This is a genomic window from Paenibacillus sp. P22, assembly GCF_000469945.2.
GTDB classification, from domain to species: domain Bacteria; phylum Bacillota; class Bacilli; order Paenibacillales; family Paenibacillaceae; genus Paenibacillus_O; species Paenibacillus_O humicus.
The window spans coordinates 1-23,057 of the sequence record NZ_CBRA020000029.1 but is presented as its reverse complement, the minus strand read 5'-3'; the positions used below and the strand labels follow the sequence as shown (position 1 = coordinate 23,057).

Genomic DNA, 23,057 nt, shown 5'->3' with positions numbered 1-23,057 from the left:
TCCTAAACAGCCTTCGACAACGAAAGACCTTCATCGTCCCCGATTGAGTCGGAAGACGGCGAGGGTCTTTATTTGCGTTGAAACCATTCCATGGCCCAGCAGAATTTGTTGGCAAAATCGGATTAATGATATAAATAATCTTCGTTTCAATAATAATTTGAAATTTCATTCCATAAATGAGAGGGATAACTCTTCCTGTTAATATCCCGTTCCCTATTTATGGGAATTATATTTTTACAAACTGTAAAAGGATAGGTTACACCGGATTGCTGAACGTCATTTTCGTAGGTATACTAACCTTGCGTTCGTCACATATGCGTCAAGTAATATTACACGAAACGGGAGGGCAATGAATGAAATCAAAGGGGATTGGAAAAGGAAAAGGGCTTGCCGCGATTGTTCTGGTGATGGCATTGGCAGCCGGATGCGGCTCCGGAAACGGCAATTCGTCATCGAATCAAGAGAGCGGGGCCAAAAGCGGCGGACAGGTCATCAAGATCGCTTCGCAGTCTCCGCTGTCGGGCGGAAGCTCGATTCAGGGAGAGGCGATCAAGCTCGGAGCCCAGCTGTCGCTCGACGACCACAAGGACGAGTTCTCCAAGCTGGGCTTTACGCTTGAGCTGGTCCCGTATGACGACCAGAGCGATGCCAAAAAGGGTGTCGCCAACGCCGAGCAGATCGGCGCCGACCAGGCCGTCGTGGGCGTCATCGGCCATCTGAATTCCGGCGTTTCCATTCCCTCCTCTGTCGTCTATGAAAAATACAATCTGCCGATGATCTCGCCCGCCAGCACGGCGACGGAGTTCACCGACCGCAAGCTCAAGGTGGCCAACCGCGTCGTCGCGCGCGACGACTTCCAGGGCCCTGCCGGAGCCCAATACGCGGTGAAGACGCTGAATGCCAAAAACATCTTCGTCATTCAGGACAAGACGGCTTACGGCCAGGGACTGGCCGAAGCTTTCCGGGATGCGGCCAAGGAAGCGGGAGCATCCATCGTCGGGTATGAGGGCATAACGGTCGGTGAGAAGGATTTCAACGGCGTGCTGACGACCGTCCAGAGCAAGAAGCCGGATCTCATCTTCTTCGGAGGAATGTACGCCGAAGGCGCCCTGCTTGTGAAACAGGCGAAGGACAAAGGGATCACGGCCCCGCTCATGGGCGGCGACGCGCTGGATTCCTCCGGCATGGCGGACATCGCCGGACCGGATGTCGCCGGCACCTTGTACAGCTCCGTCGCAGGGGACATAACGAAGTCCAACAAAGAGTGGGCGGACAGCTACCAGGCGAAATTCAGCAAAGGACCGGAAGGCTACTCGGTTTATGCCTATGATTCGATGTCGGTCATGCTTGCCGCCGTCAAGAAGAGCATCGAGGACAACGGGGGCAAGCTGCCTGCCCGCGAGAAGATCCGGGATGCGGTGCGGGCGACGAAGGACTTTGAAGGCGTAGCGACCAAAGTGAGCTTCGACGACAAAGGCGACAATAAGTATGCCAAGGTGTTCATCTACAAATTCGAAGGAGCTTCCTATCCGGGCAGCATGATTTCGGAAGTCAGCCAGTAGCAGCCGGACAAGCCGTGCAGGCGTGCGCGATTCCCGCATGGAACCGTTCCGCGCCTGCTTTTTGAATCGGAGAGGAGCCCATAAGATGAACGACATCCTGCATACGCTTCCCCAGGTGCTGATCGACGGCTTGGCGCTAGGAGCCATTTACGCGGTTGTAGCGCTGGGCTACACGATGGTATATGGAATTCTTGAGCTGATCAATTTTGCGCACGGAGAAATTTTCATGACGGGCGCTTTCGTCGGCACGGCTGTGCTGCTCGCTGCCCAAGGAACGGGACTCGCCGCCAGCCTGCCGCCGTGGCTGTTCTATCTGCTCATCATGCTGATCGCGATGATGTTCACCGGCGCGCTCGGGGTGGGCATCGAGCGGGTGGCTTACCGCCCGCTGCGCAAGGCTCCGAAGCTGATCTCTCTCATTGCCGCTTTCGGCGTCTCCTTCGTTCTCCAGGACGTCGTCCGCTTCATCGCAGAGCTGCGGACAGGCAATTATATCGTGAGCAGCAGCTCCCTTTACGGGGAGCGGATGAGCCTGCCCGCCTCCTCCATCAGCAGCCTATTCGGCGATGCGACCGTCAAAACCAACACCCTCATTATTCTCGGCGCGGCCCTGCTGCTCATGGTCGCCCTGGACCGGTTCGTCAACCGGAGCAAATGGGGAGTTGCGATGAGAGCCGTTGCCCAAGACCGCGAGACGGCATCCCTCATGTCGATCAATGTGAACAAGGTCATCGTCCTGACGTTCTTCATCGGCTCTGCGCTCGGCGGAGCTACCGGCGTGCTGTTCGCCCAGCAGTACGGAACAATCGATCCCTATATCGGCTTCATTCTCGGCATGAAAGCGTTCACGGCAGCCGTTCTGGGAGGTATCGGCAACATCCGCGGCGCGATGTTCGGCGGCTTCGTCATCGGCATTCTGGAGATGTTCGCCTCCTCGAACCTCGGGACGCTGACCGGCGGCAGCTTCGGAGCCGAATACAAGGACGTCTTCGCCTTCTCCATTCTCATCATCGTCCTGATCTTCAAACCCGAGGGCTTGTTCGGCAGAGCCGTCAAAGAGAAAGTGTAGGTGGCGGATATGGAAATCAATTCAACCCGCGAGAGGCTTGCCGGCAGCAAGTCCCTGCAGGCCGGGCTTCTGGCCGCTTTTGTCGTCGTGACATCCGGTGCCGTCTATCTGATGGACAAGTCCGTCCTCGCCTTCCTGCTGCTGCTCGGCTCGCTGCTGCTGCTGTATTACACCGGCTTTTCAAACGGCATCAAGTGGGCGTCTGCCGGCATCCTGCTGCTGCTGGTCATTCCCTTCGCGGCCTCCGGGGGATCGTCGCACGAGGCTTATATGGAAGTCGCGGCTCAATGCGGCATTTATGTCGCCATGGCGCTCGGCCTCAACATCGTCGTCGGCTTTGCCGGCCTTCTGGATATGGGCTTCGTCGCCTTTTTCGCGGTCGGAGCGTACACGTACGGCATCTTCGCCACAGCGCAGGCGAACAATTTCATTCCCGGCAGCCTGTTCCCGCTCCCGGGCGGCAGCTTCTGGATCTTCATCCTGCTGGGCGGCTTCATGGCCGGCATCTTCGGCATTCTGCTCGGTCTGCCCGTGCTTCGCGTCAAAGGCGACTATCTGGCCATCGTCACGCTTGGATTCGGGGAAATCATCCGGATCATCTTCAACAATATGGAGAAGCCGATCAATATCACCAACGGCGCCATGGGCCTCTCCTCCATCCAGCCGCCGGATTTGTTCGGCTTCAAGTTCACGTTTCCCCATCAATTTTACTTTATCGTGATCGGGATTCTTGCCGTTGTCATCTTCGCGGTGCGCAGGTTGGAGCATTCCCGGCTCGGTCGATCGTGGAAGGCGGTCCGCGAGAACGAGATCGCCGCGCAGTCGATGGGCATCCCTTTGATTCGGACCAAGCTGACCGCCTTCGCGATCGGAGCGTCCTTCTCCGGCATGATGGGCGTCGTATTCGCAGCCAAGCAGACCTTCATCGATCCGACGAGCTTCACGCTCGTGGAATCCACGACCATTCTCGTCATGGTCGTGCTGGGCGGAATGGGCAGCGTGCCGGGGGTGATATTGGGAGCGAGCCTCGTTACGATCCTGAATCTGCAGGTGCTGACCGAACTGACGAGCGCGCTGAACGCCCTATCCAACAACGGCTACATCGGGATCCCTACGGCGTTGTCTCCTTCCAAAATGCAGCGGCTGATTTTCGGGCTGATCCTGATCCTGTTCGCGATATTCCGGCCGAACGGCCTGATCCGGGCGCGCAACCGCAAAGTCAGTCTGGAATCCGTCGCGGGAAGCGGCGTCTATCCGGCGCCTGCCGGCAGGACGGCCATCCGCAAATGAAGAGTTCGATAGGGGAGGTGCCTCATGGCGATACTGACGGTTGCAAGTCTCAAAAAGCGCTTCGGCGGCCTCGTTGCCGTCCATGGAGTTGATTACAGCTTCCCCAGTGGAGAAATATCTGCGGTCATCGGTCCAAACGGGGCAGGGAAAACGACCTTTTTCAATCTGATCACCGGCATCTATGTTCCGGACGGGGGCCGCATCGAGCTGGACGGGAAATCCTTGGTACGGGTCAAGCCGCATGTGATCGCAAAGCTCGGCATCGCGCGGACGTTCCAGAACATCCGTCTGTTCGGAAGCATGAGCGTCCTGGAAAACGTCATGGTCGGCATGCATATCCATCTCAAGTCGGGGACGCCCGGCACTATTCTTGGATGGGGCAAAGTGCGCCACGAGGAGCAGGAAGCGAGGCGGGAGGCTTACCGGCTGCTCCAGTATGTAGGCCTTGAAAGGCACTTCAACGAGGAGGCGTCCAGCTTGCCCTACGGCGCGCAAAGGAAGCTGGAGGTCGCCCGGGCTCTTGCCGTCCAGCCGAAGGTGCTGCTGCTGGACGAGCCGGCGGCGGGGATGAATCCGCGCGAGACGGCCGAGCTGACTGCGCTGATCCGCAGGATGCAGCGGGAGCTCGAGCTGACGATCATCCTGATCGAGCACGACATGAAGCTGGTCATGCAGCTGGCCGAGCATATCCTCGTGCTCGATCATGGGGAGAAGATCGCGGAAGGAGGCCCGGCCGCCATCCGCAACAATCCGAAGGTCATTGAAGCCTATTTGGGCAAAAACGCCGTGGAAGAGGGGGTGATGGCATGAGCTTGCTGGAGCTGAACCGGGTGCAGGCTTATTACGGAGGAATCGAAGCGCTGAAGGGAATATCGCTGACCGTCGGCGAAGGCGAGATCGTCACCTTGATCGGATCCAACGGAGCCGGCAAGTCCACCACGCTCAAGTCGATATGCGGACAGGTCAAAACCTCGGGAGAAATCCGCTTCAAAGGGGAGGCGATCTCCTCCTGGCTGCCCCATCAGATCGCGGCCTCCGGCATCGCCCACGTCCCGGAAGGCAGAAGGATTTTTCCAAAGCTTACGGTCAAGGAGAATCTGGAGGTGGGGGCTTTTTCCGTCAAGGACAAAGCTCTCGTCAAGGAAAGAATCGAGCAGGCATTCGCTTATTTCCCCAGGCTCAAGGAAAGATACCGGCAGGCGGGCGGCACGATGAGCGGAGGGGAGCAGCAGATGCTGGCGATCGCCCGCGGACTGATGATGAAGCCGGATATCCTGCTGCTCGACGAGCCGTCGATGGGGCTGGCGCCTGTGCTTGTCGATCAGATTTTCGAAATCATCCAGGAGCTCAACGCGTCCGGCATGACGATTTTGCTCGTGGAGCAGAACGCCTACCACGCGCTGCAAATCGCGGATCGGGGCTATGTCATCCAGACCGGGGAAATTACGATGCAGGGCAAGGCGTCCTCGCTCATCGCCGATGAGCAGGTCAAAGAAAGCTACTTGGCCTGAGGCTTGATTTTTGGCTTGCAGAACAAACGGTTTTTCGTGTAGAATACGCCCAAACTGGTATCTTTAAGGATAGCGCAAAAAGGGCGTGCCATTATGACCTATCAAGTCCACATCATGTTCAAGCCGCTGCATGAAGCGATGAGCAGTCTGCACGCTTATATATGCCGCAAGTCCCATAAAAAGCTCGATCTTCCGTCCTCATGGGCGGCGGAGGTCAGAGATCGGCTCACGCCGGATTTTGCCGCGCTGCTGGACGAGCTGGCGATCGACGCCAACTGGAAGTTCACCTTTTTGCTGATCCACCTGTGTCCCGCGGATGACGCCGCGGGCTTCGTCGCTTGGCTCCGCGGGCTGAGCGCAGGAGACATGTACGAAATGATGGCGCCCTACAGCAGCCAGTTCCCGGAGGATATGGCGGCGTTCAGGGAGCTGACGGCTTCCGTCTTCTCCCGCTGGCAGGAGCAATATTTCCACTCGGCCGATCCGGCGGTCCTGGAAAGGCTGAGGCAAGTAGAGAAGGAGCGGAACGCGGTCCTGCCCCGGTCGGAGGAGAAGGCTTTCGTCGATGAGACGACCAACGGTCTCGTGTTCGAGACGGTGCCGGGACTGGAGGATCTGGTGCTTATCCCCCAGATGCATTTCCAGCCGGTCAATATCATCAGCCATTTCCGCCGGCTTACGATCTGCTACTATTCCGCCAGAATCGATATGAGCGAGGAGGACTTCCTCTCCGCCCATGATTTCCGCGTCATCCGAACCCTCGGCGAGAAGAGCCGGCTCAAAATTCTCCGTTACCTGCATGGAGGACCGCGCAGCTTCATCGAGATCGTCAGACATCTGCAGCTGTCCAAGGGGATTACGCATGACCATGTCGGCAAGCTGCGGAGCGCCGGGCTCATCCACGCCCATTTCGAAGGGGAGACGCTGACCGTGTACAGCCTGCGGCAAGGGACTCTGGAGAGGATGCAGGCGGCTTTGAAAGCCTATATCGAAGGCTGAGCCGAACCCAACCATTTTAGATTCGATGTCACGATCGACTGGAATGGTTCTTTTTGTGGCCTCGTAGATTCTTTGTAAGGAGAAAATATTTAAAGTTCTCTCTTTACAGAACCGAACAAGGCTCCTATAATGGGGATAATTCAGTAATTCATACTTAATCAATCGGAATTATACACTACTATTCGATTGAGCGGGAGGGTCTTATGAAAAAAAGAACGACAGTCTCTGCATCCATTTCCATCTTGCTGGCAGGAACGCTGCTGCTGTCCGCATGCTCGGACAACAGCGGCAACGGAAACAGCGCCGCCAATTCGGGCGGAGCAACGGGATCCACGAACACAGCCGTGAACGCAGGCGCGGACAATGCAGGCGGCGCCTCGACGGACGGAGCTGCGGGAGCGATCCAGGCAGCCGACCTATCCAAGCTTCCGGCGGCAGCCAAGCAGCGCACCGACACGATCATCGTCGGCCTGACGGATCCGAGCGGCGCCTTTACGCCTTACTTCCAGCAAAGCGGTTATGACGGCAACGTATCCTCCCTTCTGTACACCCCGCTCGTTCTCGTGAACGACAAGGCGGAGCCGATCCCGGGTCTGGCCGAGAAATGGGAAGCCTCCGAGGATGGACGGACGTACACGTTCCATCTGCGCCAGGGACTGAAGTTCAGCGACGGCTCGCCGCTTACGGCCGAGGATGTCGCCTTCACCTGGACGATTCTGAACGACAAGTCCTATGACGGCGACTCGCAGGTGAACACTCTCGGCATCAAAGGCTCCGACGCTTATAAAGAAGGCAAGGCCGCTTCCATCGAAGGCATCAAGATCGCGGATCCGCAGACGATCAGCGTGACGCTGGAGAAGGCCAATGCAGCCGCGCTGACGACGCTCGGCGGCGATGTGCTGTCCAAGGCGTACTACGGCAAGGACTACAAACAAGGCGACACGGGATACATGAAGTCGCTGAGCACCACTCCGGTCGGCACCGGGCCTTATAAGCTGGTCAAGTTCACGCCTGGGCAGGAAGTGCGCTTCGCAGCCAACGAGAACTATTATGGCGACAAGCCGAAAACGCCGAATTTCATCTACAAAACATCCGAAGGCGACACTTGGCAGTACCTGGAGACCGGAGAGGTCGACTACGCCTCCTTCAGCGCCACCCAGGAAAACATCGACAAGCTGAAGTCTCTCGGATTCGTGAATATCGTTCCGTATACGCCGAGCACATACGGTTACCTGCAGGTGAACCTGGAGCATGAAGCGCTCAAGGACAAAAAGGTGCGCCAGGCGCTGACCTACGGCCTCGACCGTCAAAGCATCTACGTGGATGCGGCGCAGGGAGCGGGCAGCATCGCCAACATTCCTTCGTCCCCGATCTCGTGGGCGTACACGGAAGAAGGCATCAACCCGTACAAGTACGACCTGGACAAAGCGAAGTCGCTGCTGGACGAAGCCGGCTGGAAAGAAGGCGCTGGCGGCATCCGCGAGAAGGACGGCAAGAAGCTGACGATCCACTATCTCGGCTCCAAGAGCAAGAACACGGATATCTTCATCGCCGTAGCCAAAGAGAACTATCAGGCGCTGGGCGTGGAATTCCAGCCGGAAATCTTTGCCGACTTCAACTCTCTCGTCTCCAAGGTGGAAGGCGGGGATTACGATCTCGTCTCCTTCTCGACTCCGATGCTTACGGATCCTTCGGACGGCCTGATGCAGTTCGTGGATGGAGAGGTCAAAGGCTACAGCAACCCGAAATTCACCGAGCTGTACAAAAAAGGTCTGGAGACGACCGACATCGAGCAGCGCAAAGCGATCTACAAGGAAATCTACCAGCTGCTGAACGACGAGCTTCCGGTCATCTTCACAAGCTACAAGAAGAGCGTGTACGCGTACAACGCCAGGATCGAGAATCTGGCTGTGAGCCCGTTCTACGGCCTGGCGGCGAGCCTGCCGCAATGGTCGCTCAAGGACGTCCAGTAATCGTTTCGCTGCGATAAAAGAATCCATCCCCTGCCGGGCTGAGCGCGGCAGGGGATGACCTGTTAAGGAGCCGATATGAGCACATATTTGATCCGCCGCCTGAGCTATATGATTCTGATCCTGCTGGCAGCCTCCTTCCTGATCTTCTCGCTGTATGCCTTGACGCCGGGCGACTTCATCAGCGGGAACATCAAGCTGACGCCGGAGCGGAAGGCAGAGCTGCGCGAGATTTACGGCCTCAGCAAGCCGCTGATGGAACGGTACCTCACCTGGATGGGCAACGCCCTGCACGGCGACTTCGGCTACTCGCTCGCGCAGCAGAAGCCGGTGCTGACGATTTTCAACGAGTACATCTGGAATTCATTCCTGCTCGCCGTCGTGTCTACCTTCCTCACCTGGTTCATCGCCGTCGTCATCGGCGTCATCGCGGCGTACAAGCAGTATTCCTGGTTCGATACGATCGTCATGCTGGTCATATTCGGAGCGATGTCGATTCCTTCTTTCTTCATCGGCCTGTTCCTGATCAAGATTTTCGCGGTCGATCTCCACTGGCTTCCACCGGGAGGCATGACGACGACAGGCAGCAATGCGACCGGCTGGGCTTATGCTCTTGAAGTCATCCGCCATATGACGCTGCCGGTCGCCGTCATGACGCTGCTCGGCCTCGGCTCTCTGACGAGATACTTCCGCAGCAATATGATCGATGTCCTCAAGCAGGACTATATCCGCACGGCGCGGGCCAAAGGGCTGACCGAGCGCAAGGTGCTGTTCACCCACGCGCTGCGCAACGCCCTGCTGCCGGCGATTACGCTCGTCGGCTTTGAGCTGCCGGCTCTGTTCGGAGGCTCGCTTATCATCGAGAGCATCTTCAACTGGCCGGGCATCGGCCAGCTGTACATGAAGTCGTTCGGCTTGCGCGATTATCCGCTGCTCATGGGCTTCACAATGTTCCTGGCCGTTCTGACCGTCATCGGCACGCTGCTGTCCGACATTCTGTACCGCGTGGCGGATCCGCGCGTCAAACTCTAGGAAGGAGGCTGTCATTCATGTCACTAGCAAAAGGCGAGCTCGCCGGACCGGGCAAGGCCGGCGCGAAAGCGAAAGCGGCGGCGAAGTCCTCGCTCTGGAGCGATTCTCTCCGCAGGCTGCTGAAGAACAAGCTGGCCGTATTCGGCTTTGCCGTCGTCGTCTTCATGTTTGCGGTCTGCTTCCTCGGCCCCCTGTTCTCTCCGTACGCGGACAACAAGATCAATATGGCGCTGATGAACAAAGCCCCAAGCGCCAAGCACTGGCTGGGCAACGATGCGCTCGGCAGGGATGTGCTGACCCGCGTGCTCCAGGCGGGCCGCATCTCGCTCACGGTAGGACTGGCATCCATGGTGCTGTCCGTCTTGCTGGGCGGCCTGCTCGGCATCATCGCCGGCTATTACCGCGGCGTAGCCGATCAGATCATCATGCGAGTGGCGGATCTGCTGCTGACCATTCCCAGCCTTCCCCTGCTCTTCATCGCAGGCGCGCTCCTCTCGGAATGGAAGGTTCCTCCCGACTACCGGATGTACATCGTCATGATCATGCTGGCGATCGTCGGCTGGCCGGGACTGGCCCGCATGGTCCGGGGCCAGATTCTCAGCCTCCGGGAACGCGAGTTCATGCAGGCGACGACGGTGCTCGGCCTGCGCAGCCGCCGCAAGCTGTTCAACCATCTGTTTCCCAATCTGGTGCCGCTGCTGATCGTCATCGCCACGCTGAATATCGGCGGCGCGATTCTCAGCGAGTCCGTACTCAGCTTCTTCGGCCTCGGCGTCACGCCGCCGACTCCGACCTGGGGCAACATGATCGACGCGGCCAACAACATGATCGATTTCGAGAAGCGTCCTTGGCTGTGGATTCCGCCGGGTCTCTCCATCTTCGTGACGGTAGTCGCCATCAATATTTTCGGCGACGGTCTGAGGGACGTTCTGGACCCGAAAAAGGGAAGGTAGGTGCGGGTCGTGAAAGACTTGCTGCATATTGAGCAACTGAAAACGCATTTCAGCACGGAAGCCGGCACGGTGCGGGCCGTCGACGGAGTGAGCCTGCATGTGCGGGCCGGCGAAACGGTGTGCATCGTCGGGGAATCCGGCTGCGGCAAAAGCATTACGGCGATGTCGGTCATGGGGCTGGTGGAAGGCCCGTCCGGCAAAGTCGTCGGAGGCGCCATCGAGTTCGACGGCCGCGATCTGCTTGCCATGAAGGCGAACGAGCTGCGGACCGTGCGCGGCAACGACATTGCCATGATCTTTCAGGAGCCGATGTCGTCGCTGAATCCGGTGCTCAAGATCGGCGAGCAGATCGTCGAGCCGCTGATGGAGCATCGCAAGCTGAGCCGGAAGGAGGCGCGGGCGCGGGCGATCGACCTGATTACTCTCGTCGGAATCTCGCGGCCGGAGCAGATCATGGACTCGTATCCGCATGAGCTGAGCGGCGGCATGCTGCAGCGCGTCATGATCGCGATCGCGGTGTCCTGCAATCCGAAGCTGCTCATCGCCGACGAGCCGACGACCGCTCTCGACGTCACGATCCAGGCTCAGATTCTGGACCTGCTGCGCAGCCTCAAGGATGAAGGCGGGATGTCGATCCTGCTCATCACGCATGATCTCGGCGTCGTCGCGGAGATGGCCGACTACGTCGTGGTCATGTATTCCGGCAAGGTCGTCGAGGAAGGCGAAGTCGTGGAGCTGTTCAACAATCCGAAGCATCCGTATACGCAAGGGCTGCTGAAGTCCAAGCCGATCATCAACCAGCGCAAGGACACGCTGTATTCCATTCCCGGACAAGTGCCGAATCCGCTTGAGCTGACGGAATCCTGCTACTTCCACGATCGCTGTCAGCATTGCATGGAGATCTGCCGGACCCGGGAGCCGAAGCTGAAGGATGTCGGGCAAGGCCAGAAAACGGCTTGCTGGCTGTATGAAGAGGAGGCGCTGGCCCATGTCTGAGGCTTTGCTGGAAGTGCGGCATCTGAAGAAATACTTTCCGATCAAGGCCGGGGTGCTGAACCGCACCGTCGGACATGTCAAAGCGGTAGACGACATCAGCCTGACGATTCGTCCGGGCGAAACGTTCGGGCTTGTCGGCGAGTCCGGCAGCGGCAAGAGCACCGTCGGCAAAACGATCGTGCGGCTGACGGAAAAAACGGAAGGCGAAGTCCGCTTCAAAGGAAAGGATCTGTATCATCTTCCTTCCGAAGAACTGCGCAAGCTGCGTCCCGAGCTGCAGCTGATCTTCCAGGATCCTTACAGCTCTCTCAATCCCCGCGTGCGGATCGGCGATGCCATCGGCGAGGCGCTCCTGGACCACGGGCTGGTACCGAAGGAAGAGATCCGGGAGCGGGTGCAGGAGGTTCTGGCTTCCTGCGGGCTGTCGGCTTACCATATCGACCGTCTGCCCCATGAATTCAGCGGCGGACAGCGCCAGCGGATCGGCATCGCCCGCGCGCTTGCGCTGAATCCGGATCTGATCATCGCGGACGAGCCGGTGTCGGCGCTCGACGTTTCCATCCAGGCGCAGATCATCAACCTGTTCCGCAATCTGCAGGAGACCCGGAATCTTTCCTATCTGTTCATCTCTCACGATCTCAGCGTGGTGGAGCATCTGTGCAACCGGATCGGGGTCATGTACCTCGGGTCCATGATGGAGACGGGCACGCGGGACGAGCTGTTCCTCACGCCGCTCCATCCGTATACGAAGGCGCTGCTGTCGGCGGTGCCGGTGCCGATTCCGAAGCTGAAGCGGGAGCGGATCGTGCTGCGGGGGGATATCCCGAATCCCGCCAACCCGCCATCCGGCTGCAAGTTCCATACGCGCTGCCCGCTGGCCGTGGAGCGCTGCAGGCTGGAGGTTCCAGAGTTCCGCCATATGGGCGGAGAGCATTATGTGGCCTGTCATTTGGCTTGACGGCTTGCTTGAAATCCAGAATCGCCTTTCCCCTCGAGACGAGGCCGGGAAGGCGATTTTTTGTACGAGCGCACAATGCCGTGCACAGCGGACCGAAAGCAAAAGGAGATTGCCTCAAGGGAGGACTACAGGCGTTATAGTCGAATGTTGAAAGCATGGATTGGTTTTTCGAGTCGATCAGAAGGGAGCATCAAGCGGGAATGGGATATATCGAGAAGGCAACGAAGGATCTCTACGGTTATTTGCCCGGGCTGACTAAAAAGGAGGATTTTGAGGCCTTTTGGGAGCTTACTTTGAATCAGGCCAAGAAGGTGCCTCTGCAGCCGCAGCGGACGGAGATCGACTATCCGAGCCGGCATGTCGGCGTCTACGATATCGCTTATAACGGAATGGACGAGACCTCCATCCGGGGATGGCTGATCGTTCCGCATTTTTTGAAGAAGGAAAGCTATCCCTGCCTCATCCATTATCATGGCTTCTCGGGAAGCAGAGGCGAGCCGTCGGATCATATGCATTGGGCGATGATGGGCCTTGCCGTGCTCTCCGTCGACTGCCGCGACCAGGGCGGACCGACCGGGAACAGCGCTTCCTACACGCATGGCTTTGTCGGGAACGTCGCCGTCAAAGGCGTTCATGACAAGATGGAGTACTATTATCGGTATGCCTATATGGACTGTCTCAAGGCGATCGACTTCGCCTGCGCCCAGGCGGAGATCGATCCGACCCGCATCGTCATCGAAGGCGTCAGCCAGGGCGGGGCGCTCGGGATGGCAGTTTCGGCTCTGGACGACCGTCCCGCCGCCGTCCTGGTCGACGTGCCGAGCAACAGCAATCTCGAGGCCCGCGTCGAGGGCTGCCACGGCGCTTTCGGCGGCGTCACGGAATATTTGAAGCGGCATCCGGAGCAGACGGATCTCGTTTTGGACAATCTGAGCTACTTCGACACGATGAACATGGCCGACCGCATCCATTGTCCGGTGCTCGCTTCGGTCGCCCTCAAGGATGAGGTCTGTCCGCCGCAGATGTATTTCGCGACCTATAACCGGATCCGGACGGAGAAGGAGATGAACATTTATCCGTTCAATGGCCACGAGGGCGGCGGGTCGAGGCAGACCGAGGCCAAGCTGGCCTATTTGCAGCGGAAGTTTCCGGGTTGGTTTGCGTAGCGGGATGGATTCGCGAAGCAATAGCTTCAGGCAAGATCGGGTTTCAATTGTCTCCGCTTAAGCAGAGACATGGCTTGCAGGGGAACGAAATGGAAAAAGGAGATGGCATGTCATGAGCGACAATCGCCAAATGATCGAATTATGGCCTTCCGGCGCACCTCTGGCAGCGGGCGACGGAGAGGAGGACCGTCCGGCGCTGGAGGCTTACCTGGTTGAAGGCGCCGTAAGCGCCGTCGTCGTATGCCCTGGCGGCGGTTATGGGATGCGGGCCGAGCATGAAGGAGAACCGGTCGCGCTGTGGTTGAACGGCCTCGGAATTTCTGCTTTTGTGCTGCGTTATAGAGTCGCGCCTTATACGTATCCGTCCCCGCAGGACGATGTGCAGCGCGCCATACGCCATGTTCGCTATCATGCGCTGGAATGGGGCCTCGATCCGGATCGAATCGGCGTGCTCGGCTTCTCTGCAGGCGGGCATCTCGCCGCGACTGCGGCGACGCTGTACGATGACGGCCGGCCGGATGCCCAGGATCCGGAGGACCGGATATCGAGCCGGCCGAACGCGGCCATCCTCTGCTACCCGGTCATCTCGATGGACCTCGCCTATACCCATGAAGGGTCCCGCATCAATCTGCTCGGCCTTGATCCCGATCCGGCGCTGGTGGAACGGCTGAGTCCGAATCTTCACGTAAACGCAGACACTCCGCCCGTGTTTCTCTGGCATACATCGGACGACGGCGCCGTCCCGGTAGAGAACAGCCTGATGCTTGCAGCCGCTCTCAGCCGCGCCGGCGTACCGTTCGACCTGCATGTCTATGAGAAGGGAAGGCACGGCATGGGCCTCGCGGATGAGGATCCCCATGTCGCGAACTGGCACGCCGTCTGCGGGCTTTGGCTCCAGCGGCAAGGGTTTGGACGTGTGGAGGATGGTTTGTAGCTTCGGTTTGTATTGAGTACATATACAGCCATATCATAAAGGATCAACCGGAAAGAGGGACAGAAACGAACGGAAATGAAAATGCCGGCTTTTGGATTCGGCTGGGCGCGAGCCTTCTTGACTCTCTTATTGTTGCACTGCCGATTTCCCTTCTCTTCATGCTTTTCACCGGAAGGGATTTTGGGGATGATTTTATTTCGAATTTATTGATGTTTCTGTATTCCTTGCTTGTGCCTGTCTTTTGGTACGGGTACACCGTTGGGAAACGGATATGCGGCATACGAATCGTGAAGGTCAGCGACGGACAGCCGCCAGGTGTCGGCACCATGCTGCTGCGTACGTTGGTAGCGGGCCTTGTCTACGCCATCACACTTGGCGTTGGAGCCATTGCGAGCGCAATTAGGGTCGGCGTTCGAGAGGACAAGCGCTCTATTCATGATTTTATCGCCGGTACCGGGGTCATAAAGGAATAAAGCCCGCGAACAAGACAAACAACCCGCGGTTAAGTGAACGTCAGCGTTCCCTTGGCCGCGGGTTGTTTGGAGTTGGTATGATGGGAATGTTCTATTGTTCCTCGTCTATGTTCAAATGAAGCCTGCGCGTATTCTTCAGACCGATAAGACCGGTCGGATCCTGCTCCGTCTTGAATCGGGCAAAGGCTTCCGCTGCCTCCGAAGTGCGGATGCGAAGCGGCTTGTCCGCCGCCTGCACGAGACTCCAGACGACTTCGGCCACGGATTCGGAGGTTTGCGGCACCGAGGTGCGGGCAGCGAAATTGTCCATATACCGGGTGAGGATCGGCTTGTACTCGTCTTCCAGAATCCCGCCGGTCTGCTGCAGATGATTCATGACCGTACCGGTGAATTCGGTCGCGATCGCACCCGGCTCCAGCAGCGTGATATCGATGTTGAAGGCAGGCTTGTAATAGGTAGCGAGACTTTCCATCAGTCCCTCCACCGCGAACTTGCTTGCGCAGTAAATTTCATTGAAAGGCTGCCCGACGAGTCCGCCGACGCTTGAAGTCGTCATGATATATCCTTGCCCGGAACGCCGAAGCAGCGGAAGAGCGGCCCGGATCGTATTCATCACCCCATACACATTGGTATCGAATACACGCTCGATATCGGCCATCTCCGCTTGTCCGAGCGCTCGCAAGCAGCCGAATCCGGCGTTGCAGAACAGCAGATCGAGCCGGCCCTGCTCTTCTTCAATCGTCCGAAAGGCGCGCTCCAGAGAAGCGGGATCGGTAACCTCCATTTCCAGAAAAGTAAGATTGGCCGTTCCGGCATGACGCATGGAATCACGCTCCAGATTACGCGTGCCGGCATAAACCCGGACGCCTTCCGAGGCAAGCTTCAGAGCCGATGCGAGGCCGATTCCGGACGAGGCTCCGGTAATGGCTGCTGCTTTTGACATTGGGCATTCCTCCTGCGATTTCGTTGCGATCCATTCTTTCATAACTAAACCATATAGCGGGACCATGCCAGGGTCAAGCTGACGCGAACATGAAGTTCAAGCCGAACAGGCCCGCATCATGCGGACCTGAAGGCGAGGAGAAGTCTGTGCCGGACGTTTTTTGTCGATCCATGGCTGGAAAGGCGATGCTCCTGACTATTTCCAGCCCGGCATTTCATCGAGCGTCAACACGTTGGCGGCAGCGTAAATGCCCGGGAGCGCGCTTCGATTGTCCTCGATGAAGTCCGGCCAAAGCATCGCGTAAATCCATTTGTTCTGGCTGGCGAGCAGCGAGGAGGAAGGCATGAACTGGCATTCGCCGATCGCAATCGGCTTCCCGCCCGACACTCGTTGCATCGTATTGTAATTCGTCGTGGTGTATCCCGTGTTATAGACGTCCAGCGAAGCGATATCGAAGTAGGAAGCACCCGGATTGTAGGCGTCGATTTCCGTACTGAGATTGGAGAAGTCCTGGATGTTCCAGACCCAAATGATGTTCTCCAGTCCTTTTGCATTCGTCAAATAATCATGCGTGATCTGGTACAGCTTGGCGGTTCCGTTCGACCCTTTGTGGCAGGACCACCAGAAGACGCATTGGTTCATCTCGTGGAAGGGGCGGAACAGGACGACGACATTGTTGTTCTCCAGGTCCTGCAAATACGTCGACAGCGTGTCGAGGCGGCCGATCCAAGCGTTGTACAGGCTCGTTCCCGGCGTCGTGAGCTGGGTGAATTGGGCATCGGTCAGCTTGGCCGGATTGGCTCCGCCGATATCGTCCCAGCTGCAGTATTCATCCCGGTTCGGAGCGCAGGCATGATACATCAGCGTGACGAGCGCGCCTTTGTTGAACTGGTTTTTGGCTTCGTTGATCATCGTCTGGCGCTTGTCGACAGCTCCGCTGCCGAAGCCGAAGTCGCCGCCCCACAAGGAGGGCGTGCGTCCGGCGATGGAGGCGACAGTGTTGCTGTCGCTTGTCGGCGTACCGGCGTTTTTGTTCTCGATGCCGACGATCGTATGGTTGCCGGAAATTCCGTTCAGGTAATCCAGAACGCGCTGCTTGACGGCCGCGACGCCGGTGCCGCTTCCGCCCCCGGCGCTGTTGTAGACCTCGAATTCATAGAGAGAGAAGCCGTAGCTCGTAGCGCGCTGGATCAGATATACCTTGACATAGCGTGCTGACGCGGGAGAGAAGGTGATCGTTGTGGTGCCGCCGGTGCCGCTGTAATTGGAATAAACGGTCGTCCAGGTGCTGTTGTCGGTCGAGGTCTGCACCTGGAACTGCTTGGCGTAGGCCGCTTCCCATTTCAGCACGACCTTGGCGATGCTTTGCGGGGACCCGAGATCGACATAGATGAACTGCTGGTCGGCATAGGATGAGCTCCAGCGAGTGGAACCATTGCCGTCGACCGCATTAGATGCCGGAGTCGTGGAATCCTCGGTGGAGGAGACGGTGACAGGCTTGCCGAGAGCCAGATTTCCGGTAGAAGAGCTGCCGCCATCGTCGCCGTAAATTTCGAATTCGTAAAGGGAGTAGCCGTAGGCGGTCGCGCGCGTGAAGGCATACATTTTCACATAGCGGGCGCTGGCGGTGAAGGTGATCGTGTTGGTGCCGCCTGTGCCGCTGTAATTGGAATAGACGGTTGTCCAGGTCGAATTGTCGTTCGACGTTTGAATCTGGAAGCCTTTGGCATAAGCGGCCTCCCAGCGCAGCACAACGCTGGAGATGGAGCGGGCTGCGCCCAGATCGACGATGATATACTGCTGATCGCTCGTATTGGACGACCAGCGGGTGGATGTATTGCCGTCGACGGCGTTGGAGCCGCCATATTCGGAGCTTTGGACCGAGGAGACCGTTACCGGCTTGCCTAGCGCCAGGTTGACCGTTGCGGCCTCGGCGGAAGGGGAGTGGACGGCTCCGAGCGCAATCGAGACCAGAATCAGCGCAATAGCGCACAGCCAGGCGGGGCGGGAAATGGACACGTTACAAAACCTCCTGAAGGTTGATGGGCCAAGCCTTACCTTGGTGCCGACTCATGCTGCTTGGAGCAAAATCGGCAGCAGCTGCTTTCCATAGGAAGCCGGCGACTGCGCCTCAAGGCGATTCGATAAGCGACGGTCACCTCCTTCAGAATAAATGAATGCGTTTCCATAATTCAACAATAGTATAGGATTCGAATAAAACTTTTGCAACAATTTAATTTTGTTTAATTTAAAAGAATTTAAAGCCGCCTATATTCGAGTAAATGAGTGCTGGCACCCATACTCCTTCCATTGTGCCGGTTAGGCATTGGATGACGGCGCGGCTTGCACGCTCCGGTGAGCGCCGGCAGTGGCGAGTAGGCCGTTCAATCGTCATTCCAGGTTCAGTTGACTTCGACAACTGTTACCGATAGAATAACAGTAAGCTTGCAGAGGGGAGAGGATATCATGAACAGTGAATTCACGATTGCCGTGCATAGCCTCGTCTATTTGGCATACCGCCCTGATCGGATGGCGACGAGCGAAGCGATTGCGAACAACGTGAATACGCATCCCTCTCGAGTCCGCAAAGTGATGAGCTGCTTGAAAAAGCGGAATTACGTTGTGACCAAGGAAGGGCTGGGCGGGGGCTATATTCTTCATTGCAGCCCGGAGAGCGTGACGCTGGCCGAGATTTACCGAGCGACCTCCATCGGAACGATGAAGCCTTCGTGGTGCTCCGGTACCGAAGAGGGAGATTGTCTTGTCGCCTGCAATATGGCGAACGTCATGGATGTCATCTTCATGGAAACCGAGGAGAAGCTGCTTCAGCATCTGGAAAGCATGACGATCCGCGACGTGCTGGAGCGCATCAAGTCCGCCCGGACCGCAGCGCTCGGATAGGCTGCCGAGCGTTGGTGCGGAGACGTTTTACGAGCTAACTGTCACTTTTTTGAATATAGATTCTGGGGAGGCATGGGAAAATGAGTTCAGTAGATTACCTTATCGGCATGGGGGACTGGGTCAGCGGGACTACAGTCATGGATGAACGCTTCATCGGTTTTATCGATTCGGTCGACTCCGACACCTGCCGGATCCACGTTACCCAGAGCGACCGCGAACGCATCGTAGGCAAAAAGGTCGGAGCGAGAACATCGAAGGTGCGCAAGCTGGATGTCCATAAGCCTGCCGCCGATGCGGAACTGAGAAGCCTGATCGAGCTGGCGCTGATGACCAAGGACGAGGACTGGTTCAAGGAGCTTGCAGCCCGTCTTTCCGGCGTCGACGAAAATGCGGCTTCCAGCCCGGCTAACGGGGGTCCCGTGCATCGCTTCGCTGTCTATGAATGAGTACGGCAGCCGCAAATGGCACGCCAACTGCTCACGCGGGCGGCGATGATTCCGGCAAGCCCCTGTCTGCAGCTTGCAGGCAGGGGCTTTTTCGCAGGAGCGGGTCATAGCTGAAATCCCGGCATTGTCCTTCTGATTGCGGCCTTGTACGCATAGGCTGTAGCAAAAGCGATTGAAGCCGGGAGGGATGGCCAGTGGCCCGATGGGGAAGGCGAGTCAGATGGAAGCTGCCGGTTGCTCCGGCCAAACGAATGCGCATGGCCAAGCCGCGTGCTTCCGGAGGCTGGAGGCCCGGAGCTTCCAAGCCGCCCGCGCAGTGGAGGCCGTCGGCCCGAACGGCCTCGCGAAGAATGAGCGCTGTTCGAGTTCAAGGGCGGACGCCTCCATCCGTTCCGCGCCCGCGGAAAATCCGCAAGCGGTGGTGGCTGCTGTTTCTGGCCCTTCTCGTTCTGGCCGGCACGGTGAACGCATACGTGTTCGTCGAAAGAAAGCTTCAGCCCCCTTTGATGAGGGTGGCGCAGATCAAGGTGAAGCAGATCATGACCGAAGCGATCAACAAGGCGATTACGGAACAGGTGGCTTCCGGGACGGATCTGCAGAACCTGATCGATTGGAAGACAGGCGACAACGGCAAGATAGCCGCTTTCATGATGAATTACAACGAGCATATGAAAATAACCGCGCAAACGGTCCAGACGGTGCAAAGCACGCTGAAGGACAGCGACAAGTTCAAGGAGGGCATTCCGATCGGCCAGGCTTTCGGAAGCGCGCTGCTGTCTTCCTTCGGTCCCCGCATTCCGGTCCGCTTCGAGCCGCTCGGAGACGCTCAGGTGGAGCTGGGCACGCGCAAAAGCGATGCCGGCATCAACATGGTTCTGGTTGAGGTCTATATCCGGATCAAAACCGAGCTGGCCGTCATCATTCCTTTCGATTCCAGCTCCCAGTCGCTGGAGACGGAAATACCGGTCTCTTATCTGATGGTGGTCGGCGATGTTCCGAGCTATTATTACGATGGCAAAGGCAATCCGGTCGGCGACGCGAAAGCCAGCGCGCCTGCTCTCGCCCTGCCTCCCGTCCCGACGACTCCGGAAACGGCCGGCGGCGGCTCCGGGCAGCATTGAGAGAGAGGGGACACAGCCTCCAGGATAACTCCGATGCGCTGGTTCAGGCGAGCGGCGAGCCTTGATTTATCAACAGACAAGCAATAAAGCAGGCGAAGGCCGCGAGCCTTCCGCCTGCTTTATTTGCGGAATCATTTCCCTTTCGCCTTCTTGGCTTTGAGCTCCTGCCGCTCCCACTGCTTCAGCAGCGGATAAGGATCGAATGCCCACTCCACCATGCCCCGGTCGCGATAAATGCCGTAATGCAAATGGGGCGGGAATTTTCCCGATGTGCCGGGCTTGCCGTATCCGGAGCTGCCGACCCAGCCGAGCGTCTGGCCGGGCGTGACGGCTTGTCCGGTTTTCAGCGATTTGTCGAAGCCGGACAGATGGGCGTAATAGTGGTAGCGGTTCTCGGCGTCGCGAATTCCGATTCTCCACCCTCCGTAGTTGTTCCAGCCCATGTTCTCGACGATGCCGTAGCAGGTGCTCCGCACAGGAAGGCCGTAGTCCGCGAAAATATCCGTTCCCTCGTGCGTCCGATGGCCTCCCCAGCCGCGCGCGGTGCCCCAGGTGCTGCGATAGGAGTAGTTGGTTCCAACGGGGACGGGGAACGCGCTTCCGGACAGATCGACCCGTCCGTAGGTCTTGTACAGCTGGGCGAATTGGCTCACCCGCTGGACGGCCCGGATATTATGGTAGTATTCCCACACGCCGATGACGAAATCGTCCGGCGCCGTTCCATATTTGGCGACCGCGGCCGATTGGGAGTACAGCAGATCGAGGTCGCTGGCCGGATCGGCCTTCCCGTCACCGTCGCCGTCCTTGCCTATCCCGCCGAAGACGAGGATGGAATCGGGATTGCGGTCGTCGGCATCGGGGTTGAGAGCGCCGGTCCATTGTTCCGGGGTCACATATAAGCCAGCCCATTTCCCGAGTTTCGGCCTTGATTTGGGACGGGCTTTGCCGAGGGTCCGCTCGTATTGGTCGAGGGCGGCGACCTGCTCCCAGGACAGCCCGGTAAGAAGCGCCATCCGGGCGTATACCGGCTTGCGCTCTTCCTTGGACGACGCTTCCAGAGCCTGCTCCTGTCCGGCGGATTCCGGCACGGCCGCGGCGGATGCGGCTCCGCAGCCTGCGGACAGCAGCAAAATCGAGGCCGCCGCGAACATCATTCTTTTCAACACGGTATTCCACCTCCACGGCAAAATGAAGCTTTGCCCTAGGTTCTGCATGGCGATTGGTTTTTATCCGAAACATGTTATAATAGATGACAGTTTGACGCTATCGTACCTTATACGCGATTTATGAGCGATTTACAGGAAAGCAGGGGATTTCATGAGCACGAGAGCTCCCAAGCCGAAGCTCCCGAAGCCGGAATGGCTGAAGATCAAGCTGTCGACGGACGGCAACTATGCCGAGCTTAAAGATATGATGCGTTCCAAGACGCTGCATACGGTATGCGAGGAAGCTCGCTGCCCCAATATTTACGAATGCTGGGCCAACCGCACGGCAACCTTCATGATTCTGGGCGATATCTGCACGCGGGCCTGCCGCTTCTGCGCGGTCAAGACGGGCCTGCCGACGGAGCTCGATCTCCAGGAGCCCGAGCGCGTGGCCGAAGCTGCGGAGCAGATGGGACTGCGCCACTGCGTCGTCACCTCCGTTGCACGCGACGACCTCTCCGACGGCGGCGCGATGATTTTCGCCGAGACGATCAAAGCCATCCGCAAGCGGCTTCCGCTGTGCAGCGTCGAAGTTCTCATTCCCGATTTTCTCGGGAAGCGGGAATCGCTGCAGATTGTCATGGACGCCAAGCCGGACATCCTCAACCACAACATCGAAACGGTCGAGCGCATGTCCGACCGAGTCCGGGCCCGCGCCAAATATGCCCGCTCGCTGGAGCTTCTGAAGCGCGCCAAGGAAATGAATCCCGACATTCCGACCAAATCCAGCATCATGCTGGGCGTCGGAGAGAAATACGAAGAAATTCTGGCTTCAATGGACGATCTGCGCGCCGTGGACTGCAATATTCTGACACTGGGCCAGTATCTGCAGCCGTCCCCGAACCATTTGGCTGTCGAGCGCTACGTCCATCCGGACGAGTTCAAGCAGCTCAAGGAAGAAGGAATGGCGCGCGGCTTCAGCCACGTGGAATCCGGTCCTATGGTGCGCAGCTCCTACCATGCGCATGAACAGGTGAAATCCGCAACTGGAGCGGCTGCAGGCGTCTAAGCAGCAGCTGCCTGCCCGCGAGGAGGGTACGGACTTGATATTCGTCGGCACGAGAAAGTACGAGCTTATCCATGAGCACAAAGCCGCCTGGAATGCGGAGGTGTTCCGCGATCGCTACAGCGACATCCTGGAGCGCTACGATTATATTCTCGGCGACTGGGGCTACAGCCAGCTCAGGCTCAAGGGCTTCTATCGGGACGATAGCCCCAAAGCGAACCGGGATACGGCTTTTTCCGCTATCATGGAATATGTCAATGAATATTGCAATTTCGGGTGCGCTTACTTCATCATGGAGCTGAAGGAGCCGCTCAGCGCCGATCCGGATGCCCCTCCGGAGGAGCCGGGTCCGGACGACATTGTGATCGTGCCTGGCGTGCGCCGATTCGAAGAGGACAGCTACAGCCGTCCGCCGGCAGCCGATCGGCGCGGCCGCGGCGACCGCTCCTCCGGCAAGCGCGGCAGCGATCAAGCCGACGGAACCGACGCGAAGCAAGGCGAGGCCGCTGCGGAAGCCGGCGG

At 58.2% G+C, this 23,057-nt stretch carries 22 protein-coding genes; 19 read left to right on the top strand and 3 right to left on the bottom strand.

Features of this window, described 5'->3' with window-relative positions; genetic code table 11:
* The first annotated feature begins 353 nt into the window (after positions 1 to 353).
* The 14 genes from BN871_RS06405 (at position 354) to BN871_RS06340 (ending at position 14,913) form a co-directional block, all read left to right on the top strand.
* A complete protein-coding gene (locus BN871_RS06405) occupies positions 354 to 1,562 on the top strand; it encodes a branched-chain amino acid ABC transporter substrate-binding protein (protein ID WP_048745068.1) in 1,209 nt (402 codons plus the stop codon).
* Positions 1,563 to 1,647: 85 nt separating this feature from the next.
* Complete coding sequence (locus BN871_RS06400) at positions 1,648 to 2,631, top strand: branched-chain amino acid ABC transporter permease (RefSeq protein WP_048745067.1); 984 nt, start codon at positions 1,648 to 1,650, stop codon at positions 2,629 to 2,631.
* A gap of 9 nt (positions 2,632 to 2,640) precedes the next feature.
* Positions 2,641 to 3,921, top strand: coding sequence for a branched-chain amino acid ABC transporter permease (locus tag BN871_RS06395; protein WP_048745086.1), 1,281 nt, complete (start codon positions 2,641 to 2,643; stop codon positions 3,919 to 3,921).
* Positions 3,922 to 3,945: 24 nt separating this feature from the next.
* Positions 3,946 to 4,731 carry an ABC transporter ATP-binding protein gene (locus tag BN871_RS06390; protein ID WP_021879425.1) on the top strand — a complete coding sequence of 262 codons (786 nt, stop codon included), beginning with the start codon at positions 3,946 to 3,948 and terminating at the stop codon, positions 4,729 to 4,731.
* Positions 4,728 to 5,432 (top strand): ABC transporter ATP-binding protein, encoded by a 705-nt coding sequence (locus BN871_RS06385; RefSeq protein ID WP_021879424.1) that lies wholly within the window; start codon positions 4,728 to 4,730, stop codon positions 5,430 to 5,432. The genes BN871_RS06390 and BN871_RS06385 overlap by 4 nt, the downstream gene beginning before the upstream one ends.
* A gap of 93 nt (positions 5,433 to 5,525) precedes the next feature.
* Positions 5,526 to 6,431: a helix-turn-helix transcriptional regulator gene (locus tag BN871_RS06380; RefSeq protein WP_048745066.1), complete on the top strand. Its 906-nt coding sequence runs from the start codon at positions 5,526 to 5,528 to the stop codon at positions 6,429 to 6,431.
* Between the two features lie 203 nt (positions 6,432 to 6,634).
* Complete coding sequence (locus BN871_RS06375; RefSeq protein WP_048745065.1) at positions 6,635 to 8,404, top strand: ABC transporter substrate-binding protein; 1,770 nt, start codon at positions 6,635 to 6,637, stop codon at positions 8,402 to 8,404.
* A gap of 75 nt (positions 8,405 to 8,479) precedes the next feature.
* The gene (locus BN871_RS06370) at positions 8,480 to 9,433 is read left to right on the top strand and encodes an ABC transporter permease (protein ID WP_021879421.1); all 954 of its coding nucleotides are present in this window, start codon (positions 8,480 to 8,482) and stop codon (positions 9,431 to 9,433) included.
* A gap of 17 nt (positions 9,434 to 9,450) precedes the next feature.
* On the top strand, positions 9,451 to 10,386 hold the full coding sequence (gene opp4C / locus BN871_RS06365; RefSeq protein WP_048745064.1) for an oligopeptide ABC transporter permease: 936 nt from the start codon (positions 9,451 to 9,453) through the stop codon (positions 10,384 to 10,386).
* 9 nt (positions 10,387 to 10,395) lie between these two features.
* On the top strand, positions 10,396 to 11,382 hold the full coding sequence (locus BN871_RS06360; protein WP_048745085.1) for an ABC transporter ATP-binding protein: 987 nt from the start codon (positions 10,396 to 10,398) through the stop codon (positions 11,380 to 11,382).
* Positions 11,375 to 12,340, top strand: coding sequence for an ABC transporter ATP-binding protein (locus BN871_RS06355; protein ID WP_048745063.1), 966 nt, complete (start codon positions 11,375 to 11,377; stop codon positions 12,338 to 12,340). Before BN871_RS06360 ends, BN871_RS06355 begins: the two co-directional genes overlap by 8 nt.
* A 200-nt stretch (positions 12,341 to 12,540) precedes the next feature.
* Positions 12,541 to 13,506 (top strand): acetylxylan esterase, encoded by a 966-nt coding sequence (locus tag BN871_RS06350; RefSeq protein WP_048745084.1) that lies wholly within the window; start codon positions 12,541 to 12,543, stop codon positions 13,504 to 13,506.
* A gap of 112 nt (positions 13,507 to 13,618) precedes the next feature.
* The gene (locus BN871_RS06345) at positions 13,619 to 14,440 is read left to right on the top strand and encodes an alpha/beta hydrolase (RefSeq protein WP_021879416.1); all 822 of its coding nucleotides are present in this window, start codon (positions 13,619 to 13,621) and stop codon (positions 14,438 to 14,440) included.
* Positions 14,441 to 14,475: 35 nt separating this feature from the next.
* Complete coding sequence (locus tag BN871_RS06340) at positions 14,476 to 14,913, top strand: RDD family protein (protein ID WP_048745082.1); 438 nt, start codon at positions 14,476 to 14,478, stop codon at positions 14,911 to 14,913.
* A 91-nt stretch (positions 14,914 to 15,004) separates the two neighbouring features.
* Here BN871_RS06340 and BN871_RS06335 read toward each other — a convergent pair whose 3' ends face one another.
* Positions 15,005 to 15,856 carry an SDR family oxidoreductase gene (locus tag BN871_RS06335; protein ID WP_048745062.1) on the bottom strand — a complete coding sequence of 284 codons (852 nt, stop codon included), beginning with the start codon at positions 15,854 to 15,856 and terminating at the stop codon, positions 15,005 to 15,007.
* Between the two features lie 195 nt (positions 15,857 to 16,051).
* A complete protein-coding gene (locus BN871_RS26130; RefSeq protein WP_053086946.1) occupies positions 16,052 to 17,875 on the bottom strand; it encodes a discoidin domain-containing protein in 1,824 nt (607 codons plus the stop codon).
* Positions 17,876 to 18,322: 447 nt separating this feature from the next.
* On the opposite strand from BN871_RS26130, the gene BN871_RS06325 reads away from it, so the two are divergent.
* The 3 genes from BN871_RS06325 (at position 18,323) to yunB (ending at position 20,324) form a co-directional block, all read left to right on the top strand.
* Positions 18,323 to 18,757, top strand: coding sequence for an Rrf2 family transcriptional regulator (locus BN871_RS06325; protein WP_048745061.1), 435 nt, complete (start codon positions 18,323 to 18,325; stop codon positions 18,755 to 18,757).
* Between the two features lie 80 nt (positions 18,758 to 18,837).
* Entirely contained in the window at positions 18,838 to 19,203 is a 366-nt protein-coding gene (locus tag BN871_RS06320; RefSeq protein WP_048745060.1) for a hypothetical protein, read from the top strand.
* A gap of 194 nt (positions 19,204 to 19,397) precedes the next feature.
* Positions 19,398 to 20,324, top strand: a complete 927-nt coding sequence (yunB, locus tag BN871_RS06315) for a sporulation protein YunB (RefSeq protein ID WP_021879411.1) — start codon at positions 19,398 to 19,400, stop codon at positions 20,322 to 20,324.
* Between the two features lie 131 nt (positions 20,325 to 20,455).
* On the opposite strand, the gene BN871_RS06310 is transcribed toward yunB, so the two are convergent.
* Positions 20,456 to 21,478, bottom strand: a complete 1,023-nt coding sequence (locus tag BN871_RS06310) for a M23 family metallopeptidase (RefSeq protein WP_373864550.1) — start codon at positions 21,476 to 21,478, stop codon at positions 20,456 to 20,458.
* A 163-nt stretch (positions 21,479 to 21,641) separates the two neighbouring features.
* Here BN871_RS06310 and lipA point away from each other — a divergent pair, with 163 nt between their 5' ends.
* Positions 21,642 to 22,538: a lipoyl synthase gene (lipA, locus tag BN871_RS06305; protein WP_048745058.1), complete on the top strand. Its 897-nt coding sequence runs from the start codon at positions 21,642 to 21,644 to the stop codon at positions 22,536 to 22,538.
* Positions 22,539 to 22,572: 34 nt separating this feature from the next.
* Positions 22,573 to 23,057: YutD family protein (locus BN871_RS27510; protein ID WP_157060223.1), on the top strand; the 485-nt coding region annotated here is incomplete at its 3' end.